The organism is Halomonas sp. H2 (genome assembly GCF_050215315.1).
Lineage (GTDB): Bacteria > Pseudomonadota > Gammaproteobacteria > Pseudomonadales > Halomonadaceae > Vreelandella.
The window spans coordinates 1891836-1912177 of sequence record NZ_CP189760.1 but is presented as its reverse complement, the minus strand read 5'-3'; the positions used below and the strand labels follow the sequence as shown (position 1 = coordinate 1912177).

Below are 20342 nucleotides of genomic sequence, written 5' to 3'. Positions count from 1 at the left end.
CCATCATGCCCACAGCCCTTCCACTACCGCTCTCTACGCCCAATCGCAACTTGGTACGCCTGACCATCGTGCGTGGGATAACCTGGACAGGTTTTTTACTGGCCATCATTGTCGGTGTAGAACTGCTCGCTTTTGACTTGCCGGTCACAGCGATATTGATCGTCATTATTGCCATGGGCATCCTCAATATCGCCACTTGGTGGCGGCTGGGTCGCCCTCGCGCCGTTACCCACCTGGAATACTTGCTGCATTTGCTCGCCGACATTAGCGGTTTGACGCTACTGTTTTACTTCTCGGGCGGCTCCACCAACCCCTTTATTACTTACTACCTTGTGCCTGTGACAATTGCCGCGGCCACCCTGCCGTGGCGCCACGCCTGGATCATCGCCGCCTGCTCAATGGCGGGTTACACCTTTTTAATGTTCTCCTACTACCCGATTCCTCAGTTGGGTCATATCAGCAGCGATAGCCCCCTGAGCCTGCACATATTAGGCATGTGGCTGAACTTTGGCCTCTCGGCGGGACTCGTCACGTTTTTTATCTACAAAATGGCTCACGCGCTACGTAGCCGTGATCAGGCGCTCTCCCGGACCCGTGAAGCTGCGCTGCGTAACGAGCAGGTGTTGGCGGTGGCTACCCAAGCCGCAGGCACTGCCCACGAACTGGGGACGCCGCTGTCTACCATGGCAGTACTGCTAAAAGAGATGCAGACAGACGCGCCAACGGACTCTGCGCTGGGGCAAGACATTAGCCTATTACGCCAGCAGGTAGATGTGTGCAAATCGCGCCTGCAAAATTTAGTCTCTAATGCTGACCGACGGCGTATGGCAGAGCCCGAAGTGCTCGACGCGCAGGTTTGGCTGGCGGGCGTTGTACAGCGCTGGCTGGTGCTACGTCCGGATGTTAGCCATCAGTTTGATGTAACCGAAAAACGCGGCCGCCCCTGGCTCGCCGTGGATGCCACCCTTGATCAAGCGTTAACAAACTTGCTGAATAACGCCGCCGACGCCAACCCTGAGCAGATTGCCATCCGCTTAGACTGGCAGGGCGAGAGCGTGGTGATTGATATTCGTGATCACGGCCCAGGGGTCGCCATGTCGATTGCCGACCAGTTGGGTGAAACGTTTATTTCAACCAAAAGCAAAGGCATGGGCATCGGTTTGTTTTTAACACACGCCACTATCAATCGCTTTGGTGGCGGCGTAAGCCTGTATAATCATCAAGAAGGCGGTACGTTGACAGAAGTAACGCTACCCCGCTGTGCGGCAGCTAATTAAACGCTACCGCCCCAAGCACTTGCGGCAAGAGACTGAGGAAATGGGATTGAGGACATGATGCAAACCCGAGAGCAACGCCTGCTGATCATTGATGACGATGAAATGTTTTGTCATGTGCTTAATCGCGCGCTGACGCGGCGTGGCTATGAGGTCATTGTCGCCCACGACGCTGAGCAAGCGCTAACCATGGCCGCTCAGTTCCTGCCCACCATGGCAACCCTTGACCTTAAGCTGGAAAACAGCTCAGGGTTAAAACTGCTTCCTGAGTTGCTTGCCAGCGCGCCCCACTGTCGCATCGTGGTGCTTACCGGCTACTCCAGCATTGCCACGGCGGTTGAAGCCATTAAGCTTGGCGCCGTTAATTACCTCTGCAAGCCAGTGGATGCGGACGACGTCTTAAGCGCCTTTGAACAGCAAGGTGGTGACCCGGATATTGAGTTGGCTGACAACCCGCCATCAATAAACCGTATTACCTGGGAGCATATTCAGAAAGTGCTGCAGGAACACGATGGCAATATATCCGCCACCGCGCGAGCGCTGGGCATGCATCGCCGCACCCTGCAGCGCAAATTACAAAAACGCCCGGTACGTCGATAGTTTATTTAAGCCCCCAAGCAGGTGCGAAACATTTCTGTAGGGGCTTAAGCACTTAATGTGCTGTCCAGCCTAGATCAATATTGAAACTTGACCCTGTCACCGCGCCAGCAGCGTCGGATGCTAAGTAAGCGACCAGTTGGGCAACCTCTTCAGGCTCGATTAAGCGTTTAATCGCCGCCTGTTTGAGCATCACTTTTTCGATCACTTCCTTCTCATCCATATTATTTAGCTTCGCTTGATCAGCAATCTGGTTATCCACCAGCGGGGTTTTCACATAGGCCGGGCAAACCGCATTAGCGGTAATGCCCTGCTCACCACCTTCCAACGCCGCGGTTTTGGTTAAACCAATCATGCCGTGTTTAGCGCTGATGTAAGCGGCTTTACCCGGCGAGGCGACCTGAGCATGGATTGATGCCACGTTAACAATCCGCCCCCAGCCATTTTTACGCATATGAGGCCAAGCCGCTTGGGTGAGCAAGAATGGCGCCGTCAGCATCAGATCCATAATCTGACGCCACTTCTCTTCGGGAAAAGTTTCAATTGAAGCCACATGCTGAATACCAGCGTTATTAACCAGTATATCGACACCGCCAAAACGATTGACAGCATCGGCCACCGCCGCTCGGCAGGCGTCAGGGTCGGTCAGATCGGCTTCAAAAAAGGCAGCGCCCGCCTGCTCTGCAACGGCTTTGCCAGCAGGATTAAAATCAACCGCGAGAACTTGGTGACCTAGTTCGCAAAAGTGCTTAACAACGGCGGCTCCGATACCACTGCTAGTACCTGTTACCAGCGCAACGCGCGGCGTTGAAACGGCTTGAGAAGTCATAGGCATTTCCTTTACGAGAGAGAGAGGAAGGGTTTGATTAGTATAGCCACGCGCGCCTATTCTTGAGGCTCTGCGACCGATTGCATTAAACGCACCATCATTTGCTGCGCCAACCTTGCAGCTTCCTGCATACTGTCGAGTTCGCTTAAATCACGCAAAATGGCTCGCTTATAGAGTTCATAGCCACCCGGCAGGCGCTCAAGCGTCAATTGATAAGTGCCGGAAGGCAGTGACAGCGTCAACGTATCAGCCAAGGGCTCAGCTAGCCGAGCTTGGTCAGGCACTACCACCAGCCAAAGCTCACAGGGCGTAATCAATGCCCCCACCATGCGCTCTTCCCCTTGTGGTTGAAAGCATAGTGCATCCACCCCTAAGCGCGGGTTCCAGCCGTCAACTTGCTTAATGGCGGGCAGGTGAGCATCTCGGTAAGCTTTGGCCAACCCAGTAAGAAAGGCGTACTCGTTAACGGTAAGCGTTTGCATAGATGTTGTTCGTTTTCTCCAGGCTGATAACAGGTATTAATGGCCAACGTAGTGGGTCGCTATTGGCGAAATGTGTTCTGCTCAGCCACAATGGCCGCAAAATTAGCACCTAGCAATAGACTATGCACCAGCTCGCTTGCTACTTTCGATTGCATACCGCTTTATCTCACTTTTTTTACTTACTCTTTTACATACCCTGCTTAATCTATAGGAGCACTAGCTATGTTTGTGGTTATTTTTGGCCGAATGTCATGCCCTTTCTGTGTGCGCGCAAAGCACCTTGCCGAACACTTAGAGAAAGCTGGCAAGGTTGACGGCTACCGCTATGTCGACATGCCTTCTGAAGGCGTGACGAAAGAAGATATCGCCAAAACAGCCGGTACACCGATTCACACCGTGCCACAGGTATTTGTCGATCAAACCCATGTCGGCGGCTTTACTGAGTTTGATCAATTTGTCCGCGACAAGCAGCTACTCGCCGTTTAATTGCCCAATCCGTTAAAAAACGTGTGGCGTTAAAAAGCGCGTTAATCGCCGTTGAACCCTTACCTGCTGCGCAGGCCTATACTGAGCAACTACGCAATGGCTCACGCTAGGGTGCGCCACTTTTGGGCAAGGAGTTCACCATGCAGCGTCAGGAGTTTGTTCAACAGCTGTGGCTTGACTATATACACGCGCACCCGGATATCGGAGCGCTTCGACTTTGGCCGCTTTCAACGGCTGCCGAATATTTAACGCTGGTAACCCTTAATTATGGTCCTTTTGCCGCTTCCGCCCTCACCGGCAATTTAGCGCATATGGGGTATCGCACAACCGCTCATTACGCTATGGCGGATAAAGGCCTGCTCGTGCACCTCTTAGCGCCCAGCGACGGTGGTAGCTGGTTAGTACTAGCTGAACTGCAAATGGGTACACTCTCAAAAGCGCCACGGGAAGCCATTGCAGAGCTGGTCCAGCAATCACACCCGCAAGACTGCAAAGGGCATAATTTACTTTGCCGGGGGCGGCCATGGCCCATGCCTTCGTGGGCGCTTTACCAACAGTTGCAGCATGCGCACCCGCTTGCCGCATGGATAGCCGTGATGGGACCGCGACTACATCACGCTGGCTTTGATTGCGGCCAATTAGGCGAACCATTAACTACGCTGGATCAGCGCCTCACTGAAGTGGGTATGTCCAGCCTGCACGGCCAGCAAAATGGCGTCTTCACGGTGTCATCGCTGCTGGATCATCGCTTTTACCCAACCACCCCACAAAAGATCGTCTTCAGTGATGGCGATGAGCACCGCCTCTGTTTAGGCGGGCTGGCGCTGACCCAAAAGCACGTTGAGGATGACCATGACCGCGTTGCTGAAGCCCTTTTGCCGCACCATACCCGCTGTGAAATGGCGTGATATGTATTAGGCAGTGTTTGCCCTAAGCCGTACCAACGCCATTGCATGGATCACTGAGCTAAAAAGCCTTTACTCGGTATCAAAGGTCATCTCGGGAACATGCTCGGGCACGATCAGTTTACCCGCCGTTTTCTCGATGATCTCCTCAACGCTAACGCCTGGTGCGCGCTCTTTGAGAATAAAAGCCCCGTCCTTGATTTCGAGATAAGCTAAATCCGTCAAAACGCGGTTAATACAGCCAGCGCCGGTCAGCGGCAGCTGGCATTTTTCCAGCAATTTGGATTCGCCATGTTTGGAGGCATGCGTCATGGTGCAAATAATGTTTTCAGCACCGGCGACGAGGTCCATGGCACCGCCCATGCCTTTGATCAATTTACCGGGGATCATCCATGAGGCGATGTTGCCCTGTTGGTCCACCTCAAAAGCCCCCAGCACGGTGAGATCGACATGACCGCCACGGATCATGGCAAACGATTCCGCTGACGAAAAAATCGCCGCGCCGGGGCGAGCCGTGACCGTCTCTTTACCCGCATTGATCATATCCGAATCAAGTTCGTCTTCACTAGGATAGCGGCCCATCCCCAACAGCCCGTTTTCGGACTGCAGCATGACATCGATGCCATCAGGAATGTAGTTGGCAACCAGGGTAGGAATACCAATACCCAGGTTGACGTAAAAACCATCTTGCAGTTCGCGGGCGACGCGCTGAGCCATCTGTTCTCGTGTTAAAGCCATGGTGACTTCCTCTTGTAATCGTTAAATAGGCGAGTGAGACGTTTGTAACAGTGGCGCTGCGTTAGCTGCGCACCGTGCGCTTTTCTATGCGTTTTTCAAACGTGCCTTGAATAATGCGATCCACATAAATACCTGGCGTGTGGATCTGGCTAGGCTCAAGCTCACCTGGCTCAACGATTTCCTCTACTTCAACCACGGTAATTTTGCCCGCAGTAGCGGCCATGGGGTTAAAGTTCTGGGCCGTATGACGGTACATGACGTTGCCATAGCGATCCGCCTTCCAGCCTTTTACGATGGCAAAATCACCAATGATGGCTTCCTCTAAAATATAGTGGCGGCCATTAAACTCGCGCACTTCTTTGCCATCGCCAATCGGCGTACCGTAACCGGTCGCAGTATAAAACGCTGGAATACCCGCACCGCCAGCGCGCATTTTTTCAGCTAAAGTACCTTGAGGGGTTAATACCACCTCAATTTCATCGTTGAGCATTTGCTTCTCAAACAGGGCGTTTTCACCCACGTAAGAGGCCAATATCTTACTGATTTGACGATCTTCAAGCAGTAATCCCAGGCCAAAACCATCAACGCCGCAGTTATTGGAAGCGACGGTGAGGTCATTAACGCCCCGCCGCTTGATTTCGGCAATCAGGTTTTCAGGGATGCCGCACAAGCCAAAACCACCGGCAATGACGGTCATACCGCTTTCGATGCCTTCCATTGCTTCTTCGTAGGAAGCTACACGCTTATCGAATCCTGCCATTGTTGTGCCTCACCTTGTTATCATTAACATGAGCTGTCTGTGAACTGGGCTGGCAGTGATATGAGCTATCACTGCCAGGTGAACTAGATCTTACGCTAGTGTCAGTGTTGTGCGAGATGATATATTTGTTAAGTTTGTTTTTCTTATCAATTTATTAAAAAAATTTATAAAAGGCACATTATGACCGTCAAACAGCTACGCGCCTTTCTTACGGTCGCTCAAACCCTCAGCTTTACCCAAGCCTGCGAACGGCTGCATTTATCCCAACCCGCGCTCAGCTTAGCGATTAAAGGCCTCGAAGAAACGCTGGGTGGCAAATTATTAATTCGCAGTACCCGCAGCGTCAGACTAACCCCTGAAGGCGAGTCGCTGCTACCACTCGCCAAGCACCTGCTAGCTCAGTGGGATAATACCGAGGAGCGCTTGCGCCAGCGCTTCACCCTTCAGCTTGGGCGGCTCAGCGTTGCCGCTATGCCCTCATTCGCGTGCAATTTGCTGCCTGCCGCGCTGGTAAAATTTCGTCAGCAGAACCCCAAAATCAACATCACCGTACACGACGTGATTAATGAAGAAGTCACCGAGATGGTGCGCTCACGACAGGTTGAAATGGGTATTGCCTTTTCTCCCGAAGGTACCGGCAGCCTGCTGTTTACACCGCTGTTCGAAGACCATTTTGTAGCTGTTGTACCGCCAGGCTCGCCATTAATCCAGGTTACACAATTAGCTTGGACAACGCTTTTGAAGCACGACTTTATTACCCTGCAACGCCCTTCAATGGTACGCCGCTTACTAGAACAGGAGCTGAGCAAGCAACAAATGGAGCTGCCGGTTGCGTTTGAAAGCCACCAGCTTTCAACCGTAGGTCGGATGGTCGCCGATGGCCTGGGGGTCAGCGCAGTGCCTTCCATGTGTATTCGGCAAATGCATGAGCTGGGTGCGCGCTGTATACCGTTGACCGCGCCTTCAATCTCTTGTCGAGTGGGTATTTTGACTCAGCAAGAGCTTTCCGTGGCCGCGCATGCGCTGCGTACCGTACTTCTCAAAACCGTCCAAGCGCCCTCGTTACCCGAGCACTAAAACCCTGTAATCATGGCGATTAGTGTTAGGCTTATGCTGGGCAGTGTGGCCGCGATCCTTTAGCATTCAGTATTAAGCTATTGGTCTGACGGTAAGGAACCACGGTATGCCGATTATAAAAGGGCTGGTTAGTGCACTGATGCTGACGCTCAACACGCTATTCTGGGGCGTACCTCTTATACTGCTGACCCTAATCAAAATCATTGCCCCTGGGCGGCGACTGAAACAGTTTGTGCTACAGGGTTTGAACTGGGTCGCGCTGAACTGGATAGGTTTTAATCTTTGGTGGATGCACCATTGGCTCAAACCCGAACTGCATGCCAGCGTGCCCGAAAACTTGAGCCCCCAACAGTGGTGGCTGGTGATCTCCAATCACCGCAGCTGGACCGATATTTTCATGCTATTTATGGCGCTGCACCGGCGTATTCCCATGCCACGCTTTTTTCTTAAGCATCAGCTAATCTGGATTCCGATTGTAGGGCTGGCTTTCTGGGCACTAGAGTTTCCCTTTATGCGCCGCTTTAGCCGCGAGCAAATCGCCAACAATCCTAAACTAGCCACTATTGACCACACCGCCACTGAACGAATGTGTCATCAGGCGCGCAGCGCACCCATCGCGATTTTCAATTTTGTTGAGGGTACTCGCTTTACCGTCGTTAAGCGGGACGCGCAACAGAGTCCCTACCGCCATTTACTACGCCCAAAAGCTGGTGGCATTGCCCAGGTACTTAGCCTACTAGGAAATCAACTAGATGGTATCCTGGATGTGACGATTAGCTACACCAACCCCTCACCTACTTTTTGGGGTTTCTTGTGTGGCAAAGAAGCACCCGTCACGTTGCACGCACGGCAACTCGACATTCCTGTTTGGATGCATGCACCAGATAACCCCGAAGAAAAGCAGCATAAGGAACGTTTCCACACATGGATCAACTCACTCTGGCTGGAAAAAGATGGCCTCCTGGACGCCCGCACCGATCACGACTGATGGCGTTATTAAGCGCCTGCCTGTTAGCCGGAATACTCTCTGGCTGTGCCGGCGGCCCACAGTCGTCTTCGCAGCGGGCAGCGGCGCCTAGCGGTGCTAGCCAAATTAGCGGTGACTGGGTGCAAGTTCAGCGTGGCGACACGTTGGGTAAGCTGGCAGCTAGGGCCAATGTACCGTTAGAGCGTTTGCAGCGTTTTAACCCCAGTGTGGATGCGCGCCGTCTTGAAGTCGGCCAGCGCCTGTTGATTCCTACGCAGCAAGAGCGTGCACCCTCAGGCGGCCCTTATCGCTACCAAATCCGCCCTGGCGATACGTTCTCAAGTATCGCCAGGCATTTTGGTACCACCAGTGGCCGTATCCAGAGCACCAACACCAGCACCTCGCCTACTAACTTGAAGGTCGGCCAAGTCGTCAGCGTGCCCCTAAGCAGTTCAGCAACGCGCAGCGCTGCTAACAGTGGCGGCTCATCACGCCCAGCCGCCGCTCCCACCGCTAGCGCACCGAGCCAGGCCCTGCCCGCCTCTGCGCGCCGCTGGCCGTGGCCGTTGGAGGATTATCGCGTGGTACGCCGCTTCGGGCCGGATAGCCGCGGCACCCTTCAACCAATGTTGCTCGCCACGCAAGCCGACGCTCAGGCAAAATCCGTCGCCCCCGGTGAAGTACGCTTTGCCGATGGTATGCGCCAGCTTGGCGAAGTCGTTATCGTGCATCATGCCGATAATCTACAAACCGTGTACGCCCTATGCGAGCAAATCCTGGTTGATGTGGGGCAACAGGTCAGCACGGGCGACGCGCTTTGCGAGGTAGGCCAAAGCGACGCAACCCAGCGATACGACCTGCTGTTTGATCTGCGCCAAGGCGGCAAACCCATCGATCCCAAGCAGGTGCTGCGCTAGCTGCGTTAAAAGCACAGTGCTATGTGCTAAAACGGCGCGGCCCCTACTTGTGCAGGGGCCGCCAGTCAAAAAACCGGGTTAAAACAGTAGAGGCTAGCTACGCACGTTAGCCACGGTAGTGGCCCGGTTTTACAAATGGTGTGGGGGCAACCACCATGGGTAACTGCTTACCGCGCACCACGGCAAACACAGCGCTTTGCGGGGCTTCTAGCTCGCGGGTCACATAGCCCATCGCCACCGGCTTACCAATGCTTGGGCCAAAGCTGCCGGAAGTCACTACGCCAACCTCATTGCCCGCCTCATCAACTAATGTGGCGCCCTCACGCACCGGCGCGCGACCTTCGGCTAGCAGCCCAACACGCTTGCGGGTGTGGTCTTTCGCATCGACTTGATGAAGAATAACGTCGGCACCAGGAAAACCACCGGGCCGCTCACCACCATGGCGACGTGGCTTACCAATCGCCCAAATTAGCCCCGCCTCCACCGGCGTGGTCTGAATATCCATATCGTGCCCGTAAAGGCATAAACCTGCCTCTAAACGCAGCGAGTCACGTGCCCCTAAGCCTATCGGTTCAACCTCAGGCTGAGCGAGCAGCTGCTCGGCAAGCGCTTCACAGGCATCGGCGGCAACTGAAATTTCAAAACCGTCTTCACCAGTATAGCCGCTGCGGCTCACCCACACTTCCTGGCCAGCCATCGTGAAGCGGCCATGCTGCATAAACACCAGCTCGCACGCTTCAGGGCAAAGCCGCTGCATCACATCCTTTGCCTGTGGCCCCTGCAACGCCAACAGGCCACGATCTAATGGCTCGATCGTATGACTTGATGCCAAATTAAGGCGCAGGTGGGCCAAATCCTGATCTTTGCAAGCAGCGTTCACCACCAGATAAAAGTGGTCACCCGCGTTCACGGCCATCAGGTCGTCAATAATACCGCCTTCGATGCTAGTAAAAATGCCATAGCGCTGGGCACCTTTTTTCAGACCCACTAAATCAGCCGGAATCAAGGTTTCAAGCGCTTCGGCAACATTGTCGCCGGAAACAATCATCTGTCCCATGTGCGATACGTCAAACAGACCACATTTTTGGCGGGTATGCTCATGCTCCTTTTTGACACCCATCGGGTACTGCACTGGCATCTCATAGCCGGCAAAGGGCACCATTTTGGCCCCTAGCTTAAGGTGTAAGGCGTGCAGCGGCGTTTGCTTTAATTCAGACATTGGGGCTTTCCTCACTTAACAATTGCTCATACAAAATGAGAACGGGAAGCCACTGGTTAAGTGCCTTCCCGACTCTACTGCTATTCACGTAGTAACGTCACCGCCTATTAACGCGCTACAGGCATTATTGGTCGTGATCCAGCTCTTCACCCGGCAATACCTCTTTGCCGTCGAAATAGTCCTTGGTTAGCTTAAAGACTACCGGCGAAAGCAGTGCCAAGGCAATCAAGTTAGGAATAGCCATCATGGCATTAAAGGTATCTGCCATTAGCCAAATGAAGCCCAGCTGTGCGATCGCCCCTAGTGGGATCGCCAATACAAACAGCACTCGATAGATCATAATCGAACGCGTGCCAAACAGGAATTGACAGCACTTTTCACCGTAAAATGACCAGCCTAAGATGGTCGTGAACGCGAAAACCGCTAAGGCAACTGCCACAATCTGATTACCAAAACCAGGTAGCGCTGCATCAAACGAAAGTGCCGTCAGCGACGCCCCGGCTTCACCTTCAATCCATACCGTAGAGGTCAAAATCACGAGCGCGGTAATGGTGCACACAATGATGGTATCGATAAAGGTACCCAGCATTGCGATCAAGCCCTGGCGAACCGGGTTTTTGGTTTTGGCCGCAGCGTGGGCAATAGGCGCACTACCCAAACCCGCTTCGTTGGAAAAGATACCGCGTGCTACACCAAAACGAATCGCCGCCATTACGGCTGCCCCAGCGAAACCACCTGCGGCTGCCATGGGGTTAAAGGCGTAATAGAAAATCAAGCCAAAGGCTTCACCAATCTGCCCGGCATTAACGATCAGCACCAGCAGGCCTGCTAACACATAGGCAATGCCCATAATCGGCACCAGTTTGCCCGCCACTTTAGCAATCCGCTTGATACCCCCCAAAATAACCGCACCGGCCAGCACCATGATGATGATACCCGTCAGCCAGTGGGGCACGCCGAACGTGGCATCCATGGCATCCGCAACGGAGTTTGACTGTACGGTATTACCAATGCCGAATGCTGCCACGGCCCCAAAGAAAGCGAACACACCGCCCAACCATAGCCATTTTTTGCCCAGGCCATTTTTGATGTAGAACATTGGCCCACCCACATGGAAACCTGTGCTGTCGGTTTCACGATAGCGAACAGCCAACACTGCCTCGGCAAACTTGGTCGCCATGCCCACTAGCGCGGTAATCCACATCCAGAACACAGCGCCAGGGCCACCCAGCGCAATAGCCGTGGCCACACCGGCAATATTACCGGTACCGATAGTCGCTGACAGCGCGGTCATTAGGGCGTTAAAGGGCGATATTTCACCCTCATCACCCGCTTTAGCTGCCTTACCTTCGCTGGACTTAGCCTCACGGCCAGCCCACATTAGCTTGAAACCCATGCCGAGCTTTCTAATCGGCATCAGTTTCAAGCCAAGCTGTAGGTAAATCCCTACCCCAAGTAGCAGAACCAACATGACGGGGCCCCAGACCACGCCGTTGATCGCCCCGAACAGGCTAGTTAATGTTTCCATGCGCATCTCCTCACTAGGTTGATTTGTTGCAATTATTGGTTATTCATAGCGTTGATAAGCCTACGATTAGCATGTTGTACACCATGAACTTAGCAAGCATCTAGGGTAATGTCGCTTGAACATAGAGGATGCCGCTTTTTTTATAATCTAACAGCCTTAACAGCATCAGAACTGTTCATTGCCTTTGATAGCCAGTTAGCGATGAAGAAATTTGTTTCCGATTGGAAACACGTTAACATACCGCATTATTTGCTTTCTGAGCACCAGCCAATGGTCGCCAAGGCGAGCGACAACCGCTAATATGCTCAAGTCCAGAAAACTGTTTCATATAGGAAAACATCATGAGCAACCTTCCTGCCAATCTTCGTTACGCTGAAAGCCACGAGTGGGTACTTGACCACAAAGATGGCACCGTTACCGTCGGCATTAGCGATCACGCCCAGCAAGCGCTTGGGGATGTGGTCTTTGTTGAGCTACCTGAAGTGGGTACCGCACTGAGCAAAGGCCAAGAGTTTGGCGTTATCGAATCGGTTAAAGCCGCGTCTGATCTCTACTCACCCATTAATGGTGAAGTCATTGAAATCAACGAAGCCCTTGAAGACGCCCCTGAAACTGTTAACGATGCCCCTTACGAAGGCGGCTGGATCATGAAAGTCCGCTTGGACGGCGACTCCCTTGACGATCTGCTAGACGCGGATGCCTATCAAGCCACTTTAAGCGCTGACGACTAAATCTTGCACTTGAGCCTGCCCCTAGCGGCAGGCTCTTCGCTGTTGCCCCTGCACGGTTCTCTCTTAACGTTCGGAATCTTTCCCCATGCCTTTTGAAACACGCCGCCTGGCCGAGTTGGCCGACCACGATGCTTTTATCAAACGTCATAATGGCCCCAGTCCAGATGACGTAGCCACTATGCTAAAAGCGCTCAACATGCAGCACATGGAAGATCTGATTGAGCAGACCGTGCCGAGTGATATCCGCCTTAACCGCGAGCTAGCGCTTGATGAGCCACGCAGCGAAGCCGAGGCACTAGACTACCTGGCACAGCTAGCCCGGCAGAATCAGGTGGCGAAAAGCTATATTGGTCAGGGCTACTACGGCACCCATATGCCCGCGGTGATTCAGCGTAACGTATTAGAAAACCCAGGCTGGTACACCGCTTACACCCCCTACCAGCCGGAAATCTCTCAAGGCCGCTTGGAAGGCTTGCTGAACTTTCAACAGGTGGTAATGGATCTGACCGGCATGGAGCTGGCGAATGCTTCGCTACTCGACGAAGCTACCGCCGCCGCCGAAGCCATGGCGCTGTGTAAGCGTGCCAATAAGAAGAGCAAATCCAATGCTTTCTTCGTGGCCGACGACGTTTTCCCACAAACACTGGACGTGGTTAAAACCCGCGCCGAGTTCTTTGGTTTTGAACTGATCACCGGTTCTGCGCAAGAGCTGGCCAACCACGATGTGTTTGGGGCACTGGTTCAGTACCCCTCCGCCAGTGGCCAGGTGCGCGATTTAGCGCCGCTGTTAAACGCTGCGGCTGAACGCAATATCATGACCTGCGTGGCATCCGACCTATTGAGCCTGGTGTTGCTCAAGGAGCCCGGCCAGTTAGGCGCTGACATTGTGGTCGGCAACTCCCAGCGCTTTGGTGTACCGATGGGATTTGGCGGCCCTCACGCGGCGTTCTTTGCCACCTCTGACAAGCTCAAACGCTCTATCCCAGGACGCATTATCGGCGTCTCCAAAGATAGCCGTGGCAACACGGCACTGCGCATGGCGATGCAGACCCGCGAGCAACACATTCGCCGCGAGAAAGCCACCTCCAACATCTGTACCGCCCAGGCACTGTTAGCCAATATCGCCGGCTTTTACGCCACCTATCACGGCGCCGAAGGGCTGCGTAAAATCGCTGGCCGTGTACATCGCTTGGCAACCCTGCTCGCCGAGGGTCTTAAACAGGCAGGCGTGTCGCTGGCTCACGACAGTTGGTTTGATACGCTGTGCATAACCGACATTGATGCAGGCAAGATCCATGGCCGTGCCATGACCCACGATATTAATTTGCACTACTTCGCCGATGGCGATGTGGGCATCAGCTTGGACGAGACCACCACCGCTCACGACGTGGCAACGCTGTTTGATGTGCTGCTCGGCGATGAGCACGGGCTTTCTATCGCAGCGCTAGATGAGCAGGTGGTCGCTAACAACGCTTCCGGCATTCCTGCTGCCTGCCAGCGTGAAAGCGACTTTTTGAGCCATCCAACGTTTAGCCGCTACCGCAGTGAAACCGAAATGCTGCGCTACTTGAAGCGCTTAGAAAATAAGGATCTATCGCTTGCCCATGCGATGATTCCGCTGGGCTCCTGCACCATGAAGCTCAACGCCACTAGCGAAATGATCCCGATTTCCTGGCCTTCATTTGCGCACCTGCACCCGTTCGCGCCTAGGGATCAAGTTGCTGGCTATCATCAGATGATCGACGAGCTCTCGGCTTTCCTGGTCGAAGTCACCGGTTACGATCACCTTTCGATGCAGCCTAACTCCGGTGCTCAGGGTGAATACGCCGGCCTAGTGGCGATTCGCCGTTATCAGGCGGCCGAGGGCGAAGGGCATCGCGATGTCTGCTTGATTCCCAGCTCCGCTCACGGCACCAACCCCGCCTCAGCAGCGATGGTGCAAATGAAAGTGGTGGTGGTTGAGTGCGATCAAAACGGCAACATTGATATGGCGGATTTGCGCGCTAAAGCCGAGCAGCACCGCGATCAGCTCTCAGCGATCATGCTGACTTACCCTTCCACTCATGGCGTATTTGAAACCAGCGTGCGCGAAGCGTGCAAGATCGTTCACGACAATGGCGGCCAGGTGTATATCGATGGCGCCAATATGAATGCCCAGGTGGGTTTAACGCGCCCCGGTGATTTCGGCGGCGATGTTTCTCACCTTAACTTACACAAAACGTTCTGTATTCCCCACGGTGGCGGCGGCCCGGGCATGGGGCCTATCGGCGTTAAAGCGCACCTGGCGCCCTACGTTTCCAACCACGTGGTAACACCGATCAACGGCGTCAACGCTGACAGCAGTGCGGTCTCTGCTGCAGCCTTCGGCAGCGCGTCTATCCTACCGATCTCTTGGGCCTACATTAAGATGATGGGGGCACGCGGGCTGCGTGAAGCCACCGAGCTTGCCATCCTCAACGCTAACTATATTGCCAAGCGTTTGGAGGCGTCATTCCCGATTCTCTACCGCGGCGAAAACGGCACCGTCGCTCACGAATGCATTATCGATATTCGCCCGCTCAAAGCGGCCTCTGGGATTAGCGAAGAGGATATCGCCAAGCGCCTGATGGATTACGGCTTCCACGCGCCCACCATGTCATTCCCGGTGCCGGGTACGCTGATGATCGAGCCGACAGAATCTGAGTCGCTGTATGAAATTGACCGTTTCTGCGACGCCATGATCGGCATTCGTGACGAGATTGCGCGGGTAGAGAGCGGCGAGTGGCCGCTGGATAATAACCCGCTGGTTAATGCGCCCCACACCCAGGCGGATGTTATGGATAGCGACTGGCAGCGGCCTTATGACCGTCAGTTAGCCGCATTCCCAACGGCAGCCATTCAAGCTGCTAAATATTGGCCCGCCGTTAACCGCGTGGATAACGTCTTTGGCGACCGCCAGTTGATCTGCTCGTGCCCTAGCATTGACGAATACCGCGATTGATTAGCAGGGCGTAACGCAGTAACTATCTTGCCAACATGAACGCCCCCGGTGTCTAGCTATTCGACGGCACTCGCTATTCGAGGTACTAGGGGCGTTATTTCTTGCAGGCGCTGGGCGTGGAAACCGTTTAACAGCTTCTCGTAACGCTTGGGTAAAACGGAGTCGCGGCGGCGCAGCAGATAGAGCACTTCGTTGACTGCGCTGGGTAGGTTCAGTGCTTTTACCTGGCGCTGCCAGGGTGAGGTTTCCAGCACCAGTCGCGACACCACGGAAAACCCTAACCCCCTGGCAACCGCGTCCAATACCATACTGACTTCATTGGTAAAGCCCTGATGACGAAAATGCGTCATCGAGCGAAACTCATCCGGGTAATTAGCCCGCAGTAGCGCATTGGCGTGATTAATGCCGTCGTAATAATTGAGAAAGCCGATGCCCATTAAATCGGATAGCGTGCTGCCCGCGAAATCAGCAGGAACCACCAAGCAGAGCGGCTCCTGGTGCCAAATAGAGCAATCAAGCTCAGGGTGGTTCATCGCTTCGGTGACAATCCCAATGTCATAACGCCCTTCCAGCAGGTCATTAACAATTTCGTGGTTAAACGCAAAGCTATAATTAACGGTTAAATTAGGGTGCATCTGCTGATGACCCAATATATACGGATAGAACATCAGCCCAACGCTGCCGGGCGAGGCAATGCGGCAGTCGCCACTGTCTAACGAGTCATCGTCCAACCCATGGCGAAACTGTTCATGCTCAGCAAACAGTTTCAACGCATAATCATAAGCTCGCCGCCCCGACTCGGTGAGCGTAAAGCTACGCCCCTTGCGCTCTAGCAGCTCTTTATTTAAATAGCTTTCCAACTTGCGAACATGCTGACTAACCCCAGGCTGGGTCATTTCTAACCGATGAGCAGTATGCGTAAAACTACCTGTCTCCACTAAGGTAATAAACGTACGAAAATATTGGGCATTAAACATAGGAAAGAACCATTGTCTTGAGCGGCCATCATTTTAAATATGCCTCATAGTAGCATAGCGGCCTGACTGCCCGTTGCGCTGTACCCACCGTTAGAGCGTGGTAGTATGCAAATAGACATTAAATGATCAGGGACAGCCCCGCTAATGACCGAAAACGCTCAACCCCGCGCCACCCTTTCCAGCATCATTTCCCCCGAGGGAAGCCTAGAAGTACTTTCTCAGCACGAAGTTAACCGGCTTCACAACACGTCTCAAAGCGGTCTGCATGATCTGCTCAGAAGCTGCGCACTGGCGGTGTTAAATTGCGGTAATCCTAGTGACGATAGTCTGGCGATTTTAGAAGCTTATAAAGACTTTGATATTGAAGTGCTCCAGCAAGACCGCGGCATACGTTTAAAGCTAACTAACGCGCCAGCAGAAGCCTTTGTTGATGGCCGCATGATACGCGGCATCCGTGAGCACTTATCCTCGGTAATCCGCGATATTGTTTACGTCTATAACGAAATTCAGCACCACAATCGCTTTGACCTTAGTACTGGAGAAGGCACCACTAACGCGGTTTTTCACATCTTACGTAAAGCGGGCACATTAAAGTCCGGCCGCGATCCTAGCCTTGTGGTGTGCTGGGGCGGCCACTCTATTTCCCGTGAAGAGTACGAATACAGCAAAGATGTAGGCTATCACTTAGGCCTGCGTGATTTAGATATTTGTACCGGCTGCGGCCCTGGCGCCATGAAAGGCCCCATGAAGGGCGCTAACGTGGCCCATGCTAAACAGCGGCGCAAGGAAGGCCGTTATTTAGGTATTTCCGAACCCGGCATTATTGCCGCTGAAGCGCCCAACCCCATCGTCAATGAACTGGTGGTGATGCCGGATATTGAGAAACGCCTAGAGGCGTTTGTGCGCTTAGGGCATGGCATTATTGTCTTCCCCGGCGGCGTGGGCACCGCAGAAGAGATTCTCTATTTACTGGGCATTTTGCTCCACCCCAGCAATAAAGATATTCCGTTCCCGTTAGTTTTCACCGGGCCCACCGACTCTGCAGCCTACTTTCAGAAAATCGATGAGTTCCTGGTGTACACCCTGGGTGAGGAAATTCGCCGCTACTACACCATTATCACCGGCGACCCGGTAGCCGTAGCGCGCGCTATGCGCCACGGTATTGATGAAATCGCTGAGTTCCGGCGCACTCATCAAGACGCTTTCTACTACAATTGGCGTTTAACCATTGCGCGTGAATTCCAGGCTCCCTTTGAGCCAACCCACGCAGCCATGCGCGAATTGGCGCTTCACCGCCAACAGCCGACCCATGAGCTTGCCGCCAACCTGCGCCGTGCATTCTCAGGCATTGTGGCGGGCAACGTAAAAGAGCCGGGTATTCGCGCGATTAAAGCCCACGGCCCCTTTGTGCTAACGGCGGAAACAGAGTTAATGCAACGCCTTGATGAACTATTAACCTCCTTCGTGGCACAAGGCCGGATGAAGCTCGATGGACAGGCCTACACGCCCTGCTACGTGTTGCAATGATTACGTGTTGAAATAATAAGGCGCTTATAAGCAGTGGCTGTGCTTACAGAAACCGGGATTGCCACACTTAGACAGCATTTATTACTGTATACAATTGAAAGGAAATCAATATGTTGATGATTAATCGATTAAAAGATATTAATACCAAAGATTTCGCCAAGCACTGCTACGAAAGCAGCTCGGTTGAAAAATTACGCGCTGCGGCAGAGGGCAGCCCTGATCAAGCAGAAATGGAGCATTGGGGTATAACCGAAGGGCAATGGGAAGAGGCCATTGTTGCTGCGCTGGCGGACCACGAAGCCAAAGGTTAATTCTGGCCGGACTGTTTTAACCACTGATATTTCAACCGCTGACTTGGCGGTAATACTAATGCCTTATCACTTAGGTGGTCGGGCATTGTTTTACGTTAAAGGGTGCTTTCTCACTCCCGACCGGAAAGAGCCACGCCCCCATACTCATCCTGAAGACGCTCCAACTTTACGGTTTCGTGCTCTGTCAGTTCAGGCGAGTCCCACAAAGGCTGTTCATTAGCGTCTCGCAAACCTTCCAAGCTCACTGTTAGCTCTGCATTGTCAGGTATTTGCGTATTCCCCCAAGGGCTAAAACGGTTAGGGGCAAGACTCCATTCCAGCGTTTCTCCCGGCTCAATTCCCCCCGCTACAACGTAATAGAAAGACTCATCGACCCAAGGGGCCGAGCGGTCTGGGCTAGTCATGACGCCCCGTAGCAGCAGCTCTGAAATAGCCTGATCCGTGCCGTTGGTGACCTCAATATCGATCACCGGCTCAACAGCACCGTATGGGCCCTCACTTATGTAATAGCGAGCATTATCAATAGTGAAACGCGCTAACTTTTGCTGATCGCTAGTGGCATTGGCCCGCTTCTCCTCAAGCCGTTTTAGCGTACGCATGGCTTGCTCACGCTCTCGCGACCGCCGCTCGCGCAGAATCTTATCGGCTCGCTGAATAACCTGGTCACCGGTTAATCCATGCATTTGGACATTGGCCGACTCGGCAATTTCTGCCGCATTCATGCGGTGCGGATTGAGAAAATCGATGCTGTTAAACGTCGATGCCGTGGCTATAATGATCAAACCTTGGTCAAAATCACCACGCTTATAGGTCGGCAGCGAGTCACGTACCTTCTCGATAGACACCACCGAAGCCGGCATGGAGCTAATATCAATTTTGGGGTCTGAGCAACCGGCTATCAGGATGATTGATAGAGATATTGCAGACAGCCTTAGTAAACTCCACATACCATTACCTCAAAACAGGCAGATAAAAATTGCTGAGGAGCTTAACCGAAAGTGCTAGCCAGCTCTACCTTTTACGGTCTCGTGGATGGCTGCAAGCGGCTCAAGGTCGCCGGGATTCGCTGACGTCAACAGTAGAGAGGAAGACCTAGATATCGGTTGATGTAACTAGGCACACTTTGTGGCCTAGCCTGCAGAGGCAGAGCTGGCATGTCGGACATGCTTATATAGTCGTTTGAACAGTCGTCGTTTGGAAAGCGACCTTTCACCGGTATCAATACCTATATCAATAAGTGCCCGGGTAACTGCCCCCATCTAACAGTATATTTTGGCCTGTCATATAGCCCGCCTGCGCACTGCATAAAAAGGCGCAGAAAGCGCCAAATTCGTCTGCCGTTCCAAAGCGCTGCGCCGGTACTTTTAGCCGCAATGCGTCGCGTACGTCTAGATAGTTCTGCCCCGACGACTGAGCGACTTGCTTTTGCGTGCCCTTTAACCGATCAGTATCAAAAGACCCCGGCAACAAGTTATTGATGGTCACATTGCGCCCAGCAAGCTGTGGTTGACGGGCCAGGCCAGCGATAAACCCGGTTAGTCCACTACGCGCACCGTTAGACAGGCCCAATATATCAATCGGCGCCTTGACCGCCGCCGAGGTAATATTAATCACCCGGCCAAAGCCACGCTCCGCCATGTCATCAACCGTTGCTTTGATCAGCTCGATAGGCGTCAGCATGTTGACGTTGACGGCCTCCAACCAGTCCTCTCGCGACCAGTCGCGAAAGTCCCCAGGCGGCGGCCCCCCCGCATTGGTGATCAGAATATCTATTTGGGGGCAAGCCGCCAACGCTGCTTGGCGGGTCTCTGCCAGCGCGATGTCGCCCGCTACGGTGTGAACACTAACGGCTGGATTCAAATCTCGCAGGTGTTCAGCGGTTTCCTCCAATAACGCTGAAGAGCGCGCGTTAATCACCACGTTCACCCCTTCAGCGACTAACGCCTCAGCACACCCCTTTCCCAGCCCTTTACTGGCAGCACAAACCAATGCCCAGCGCCCCGCAATTGCTAATTCCATTGTCGACTCCTGATTTGC

The 20342-nt window shown here is 53.5% G+C and carries 21 protein-coding genes; 12 read left to right on the top strand and 9 right to left on the bottom strand.

Going from position 1 to position 20342, the window contains the following annotated elements; genetic code table 11:
- The first annotated feature begins 5 nt into the window (after window positions 1–5).
- Both ACQE2I_RS08825 and ACQE2I_RS08820 read left to right on the top strand, forming a co-directional pair.
- Window positions 6–1277, top strand: coding sequence for an ATP-binding protein (locus ACQE2I_RS08825; RefSeq protein WP_427031273.1), 1272 nt, complete (start codon window positions 6–8; stop codon window positions 1275–1277).
- Window positions 1278–1334: 57 nt separating this feature from the next.
- Window positions 1335–1874, top strand: coding sequence for a response regulator transcription factor (locus tag ACQE2I_RS08820; RefSeq protein ID WP_427031413.1), 540 nt, complete (start codon window positions 1335–1337; stop codon window positions 1872–1874).
- Window positions 1875–1926: 52 nt separating this feature from the next.
- Here ACQE2I_RS08820 and ACQE2I_RS08815 read toward each other — a convergent pair whose 3' ends face one another.
- The gene (locus ACQE2I_RS08815; protein ID WP_427031272.1) at window positions 1927–2700 is read right to left on the bottom strand and encodes a 3-hydroxybutyrate dehydrogenase; all 774 of its coding nucleotides are present in this window, start codon (window positions 2698–2700) and stop codon (window positions 1927–1929) included.
- A 56-nt stretch (window positions 2701–2756) separates the two neighbouring features.
- Window positions 2757–3182, bottom strand: a complete 426-nt coding sequence (gene hybE / locus ACQE2I_RS08810) for a [NiFe]-hydrogenase assembly chaperone HybE (RefSeq protein WP_427031271.1) — start codon at window positions 3180–3182, stop codon at window positions 2757–2759.
- A 222-nt stretch (window positions 3183–3404) separates the two neighbouring features.
- Here hybE and ACQE2I_RS08805 point away from each other — a divergent pair, with 222 nt between their 5' ends.
- Together ACQE2I_RS08805 and ACQE2I_RS08800 are read left to right on the top strand one after the other, a co-directional pair.
- The gene (locus tag ACQE2I_RS08805) at window positions 3405–3668 is read left to right on the top strand and encodes a GrxA family glutaredoxin (RefSeq protein ID WP_427031269.1); all 264 of its coding nucleotides are present in this window, start codon (window positions 3405–3407) and stop codon (window positions 3666–3668) included.
- A 140-nt stretch (window positions 3669–3808) separates the two neighbouring features.
- Window positions 3809–4576: a DUF1338 domain-containing protein gene (locus ACQE2I_RS08800; RefSeq protein ID WP_427031268.1), complete on the top strand. Its 768-nt coding sequence runs from the start codon at window positions 3809–3811 to the stop codon at window positions 4574–4576.
- Between the two features lie 69 nt (window positions 4577–4645).
- Here the strand turns inward: ACQE2I_RS08800 and ACQE2I_RS08795 are convergent, their stop codons facing one another.
- Both ACQE2I_RS08795 and ACQE2I_RS08790 read right to left on the bottom strand, forming a co-directional pair.
- The gene (locus tag ACQE2I_RS08795; protein ID WP_427031267.1) at window positions 4646–5311 is read right to left on the bottom strand and encodes a CoA transferase subunit B; all 666 of its coding nucleotides are present in this window, start codon (window positions 5309–5311) and stop codon (window positions 4646–4648) included.
- A 61-nt stretch (window positions 5312–5372) separates the two neighbouring features.
- Window positions 5373–6071, bottom strand: coding sequence for a CoA transferase subunit A (locus ACQE2I_RS08790; RefSeq protein WP_427031265.1), 699 nt, complete (start codon window positions 6069–6071; stop codon window positions 5373–5375).
- Between the two features lie 180 nt (window positions 6072–6251).
- Between ACQE2I_RS08790 and ACQE2I_RS08785 the strand changes: the two genes are divergently transcribed.
- The 3 genes from ACQE2I_RS08785 (at window position 6252) to ACQE2I_RS08775 (ending at window position 9032) form a co-directional block, all read left to right on the top strand.
- Window positions 6252–7148 carry a LysR family transcriptional regulator gene (locus ACQE2I_RS08785; protein WP_427031263.1) on the top strand — a complete coding sequence of 299 codons (897 nt, stop codon included), beginning with the start codon at window positions 6252–6254 and terminating at the stop codon, window positions 7146–7148.
- A 106-nt stretch (window positions 7149–7254) separates the two neighbouring features.
- Window positions 7255–8136, top strand: coding sequence for an acetyltransferase (locus ACQE2I_RS08780; protein WP_427031262.1), 882 nt, complete (start codon window positions 7255–7257; stop codon window positions 8134–8136).
- A 119-nt stretch (window positions 8137–8255) separates the two neighbouring features.
- Window positions 8256–9032, top strand: a complete 777-nt coding sequence (locus tag ACQE2I_RS08775; protein ID WP_427031412.1) for a LysM peptidoglycan-binding domain-containing protein — start codon at window positions 8256–8258, stop codon at window positions 9030–9032.
- A gap of 106 nt (window positions 9033–9138) precedes the next feature.
- Here the strand turns inward: ACQE2I_RS08775 and gcvT are convergent, their stop codons facing one another.
- Window positions 9139–10251, bottom strand: a complete 1113-nt coding sequence (gcvT, locus tag ACQE2I_RS08770) for a glycine cleavage system aminomethyltransferase GcvT (protein ID WP_427031260.1) — start codon at window positions 10249–10251, stop codon at window positions 9139–9141.
- Window positions 10252–10375: 124 nt separating this feature from the next.
- Complete coding sequence (locus ACQE2I_RS08765) at window positions 10376–11779, bottom strand: alanine/glycine:cation symporter family protein (protein ID WP_427031259.1); 1404 nt, start codon at window positions 11777–11779, stop codon at window positions 10376–10378.
- A 108-nt stretch (window positions 11780–11887) separates the two neighbouring features.
- Here ACQE2I_RS08765 and ACQE2I_RS08760 point away from each other — a divergent pair, with 108 nt between their 5' ends.
- The 3 genes from ACQE2I_RS08760 (at window position 11888) to gcvP (ending at window position 15490) form a co-directional block, all read left to right on the top strand.
- Window positions 11888–12079, top strand: coding sequence for a hypothetical protein (locus ACQE2I_RS08760; protein WP_427031258.1), 192 nt, complete (start codon window positions 11888–11890; stop codon window positions 12077–12079).
- Window positions 12080–12120: 41 nt separating this feature from the next.
- Complete coding sequence (gene gcvH / locus ACQE2I_RS08755) at window positions 12121–12510, top strand: glycine cleavage system protein GcvH (protein ID WP_427031257.1); 390 nt, start codon at window positions 12121–12123, stop codon at window positions 12508–12510.
- 85 nt (window positions 12511–12595) lie between these two features.
- The gene (gene gcvP, locus ACQE2I_RS08750; RefSeq protein ID WP_427031256.1) at window positions 12596–15490 is read left to right on the top strand and encodes an aminomethyl-transferring glycine dehydrogenase; all 2895 of its coding nucleotides are present in this window, start codon (window positions 12596–12598) and stop codon (window positions 15488–15490) included.
- 56 nt (window positions 15491–15546) lie between these two features.
- On the opposite strand, the gene ACQE2I_RS08745 is transcribed toward gcvP, so the two are convergent.
- A complete protein-coding gene (locus tag ACQE2I_RS08745; protein ID WP_427031254.1) occupies window positions 15547–16467 on the bottom strand; it encodes a LysR family transcriptional regulator in 921 nt (306 codons plus the stop codon).
- A gap of 144 nt (window positions 16468–16611) precedes the next feature.
- Between ACQE2I_RS08745 and ppnN the strand changes: the two genes are divergently transcribed.
- The gene (ppnN, locus tag ACQE2I_RS08740) at window positions 16612–17994 is read left to right on the top strand and encodes a nucleotide 5'-monophosphate nucleosidase PpnN (RefSeq protein ID WP_427031253.1); all 1383 of its coding nucleotides are present in this window, start codon (window positions 16612–16614) and stop codon (window positions 17992–17994) included.
- Window positions 17995–18104: 110 nt separating this feature from the next.
- Window positions 18105–18305, top strand: a complete 201-nt coding sequence (locus ACQE2I_RS08735; protein ID WP_427031252.1) for a hypothetical protein — start codon at window positions 18105–18107, stop codon at window positions 18303–18305.
- A 110-nt stretch (window positions 18306–18415) separates the two neighbouring features.
- On the opposite strand, the gene ACQE2I_RS08730 is transcribed toward ACQE2I_RS08735, so the two are convergent.
- Together ACQE2I_RS08730 and ACQE2I_RS08725 are read right to left on the bottom strand one after the other, a co-directional pair.
- Window positions 18416–19252, bottom strand: a complete 837-nt coding sequence (locus ACQE2I_RS08730; protein ID WP_427031251.1) for a DUF6694 family lipoprotein — start codon at window positions 19250–19252, stop codon at window positions 18416–18418.
- 283 nt (window positions 19253–19535) lie between these two features.
- Window positions 19536–20324, bottom strand: a complete 789-nt coding sequence (locus tag ACQE2I_RS08725; protein ID WP_427031250.1) for an SDR family oxidoreductase — start codon at window positions 20322–20324, stop codon at window positions 19536–19538.
- Between the last annotated feature and the right edge of the window lie 18 nt (window positions 20325–20342).

Excerpts from the sequence above, each read along its gene's own strand:
- ACQE2I_RS08825 (WP_427031273.1), top strand. The coding sequence starts at position 6 with ATGCCCACAGCCCTTCCACTACCGCTCTCTACGCCCAATCGCAACTTG.
- ACQE2I_RS08820 (WP_427031413.1), top strand. The coding sequence starts at position 1,335 with ATGCAAACCCGAGAGCAACGCCTGCTGATCATTGATGACGATGAAATG.
- ACQE2I_RS08815 (WP_427031272.1), bottom strand. The coding sequence starts at position 2,700 with ATGACTTCTCAAGCCGTTTCAACGCCGCGCGTTGCGCTGGTAACAGGT.
- hybE (WP_427031271.1), bottom strand. The coding sequence starts at position 3,182 with ATGCAAACGCTTACCGTTAACGAGTACGCCTTTCTTACTGGGTTGGCC.
- ACQE2I_RS08805 (WP_427031269.1), top strand. The coding sequence starts at position 3,405 with ATGTTTGTGGTTATTTTTGGCCGAATGTCATGCCCTTTCTGTGTGCGC.
- ACQE2I_RS08800 (WP_427031268.1), top strand. The coding sequence starts at position 3,809 with ATGCAGCGTCAGGAGTTTGTTCAACAGCTGTGGCTTGACTATATACAC.
- ACQE2I_RS08795 (WP_427031267.1), bottom strand. The coding sequence starts at position 5,311 with ATGGCTTTAACACGAGAACAGATGGCTCAGCGCGTCGCCCGCGAACTG.
- ACQE2I_RS08790 (WP_427031265.1), bottom strand. The coding sequence starts at position 6,071 with ATGGCAGGATTCGATAAGCGTGTAGCTTCCTACGAAGAAGCAATGGAA.
- ACQE2I_RS08785 (WP_427031263.1), top strand. The coding sequence starts at position 6,252 with ATGACCGTCAAACAGCTACGCGCCTTTCTTACGGTCGCTCAAACCCTC.
- ACQE2I_RS08780 (WP_427031262.1), top strand. The coding sequence starts at position 7,255 with ATGCCGATTATAAAAGGGCTGGTTAGTGCACTGATGCTGACGCTCAAC.
- gcvT (WP_427031260.1), bottom strand. The coding sequence starts at position 10,251 with ATGTCTGAATTAAAGCAAACGCCGCTGCACGCCTTACACCTTAAGCTA.
- ACQE2I_RS08765 (WP_427031259.1), bottom strand. The coding sequence starts at position 11,779 with ATGGAAACATTAACTAGCCTGTTCGGGGCGATCAACGGCGTGGTCTGG.
- ACQE2I_RS08760 (WP_427031258.1), top strand. The coding sequence starts at position 11,888 with ATGTCGCTTGAACATAGAGGATGCCGCTTTTTTTATAATCTAACAGCC.
- gcvH (WP_427031257.1), top strand. The coding sequence starts at position 12,121 with ATGAGCAACCTTCCTGCCAATCTTCGTTACGCTGAAAGCCACGAGTGG.
- gcvP (WP_427031256.1), top strand. The coding sequence starts at position 12,596 with ATGCCTTTTGAAACACGCCGCCTGGCCGAGTTGGCCGACCACGATGCT.
- ACQE2I_RS08745 (WP_427031254.1), bottom strand. The coding sequence starts at position 16,467 with ATGTTTAATGCCCAATATTTTCGTACGTTTATTACCTTAGTGGAGACA.
- ppnN (WP_427031253.1), top strand. The coding sequence starts at position 16,612 with ATGACCGAAAACGCTCAACCCCGCGCCACCCTTTCCAGCATCATTTCC.
- ACQE2I_RS08735 (WP_427031252.1), top strand. The coding sequence starts at position 18,105 with ATGTTGATGATTAATCGATTAAAAGATATTAATACCAAAGATTTCGCC.
- ACQE2I_RS08730 (WP_427031251.1), bottom strand. The coding sequence starts at position 19,252 with ATGTGGAGTTTACTAAGGCTGTCTGCAATATCTCTATCAATCATCCTG.
- ACQE2I_RS08725 (WP_427031250.1), bottom strand. The coding sequence starts at position 20,324 with ATGGAATTAGCAATTGCGGGGCGCTGGGCATTGGTTTGTGCTGCCAGT.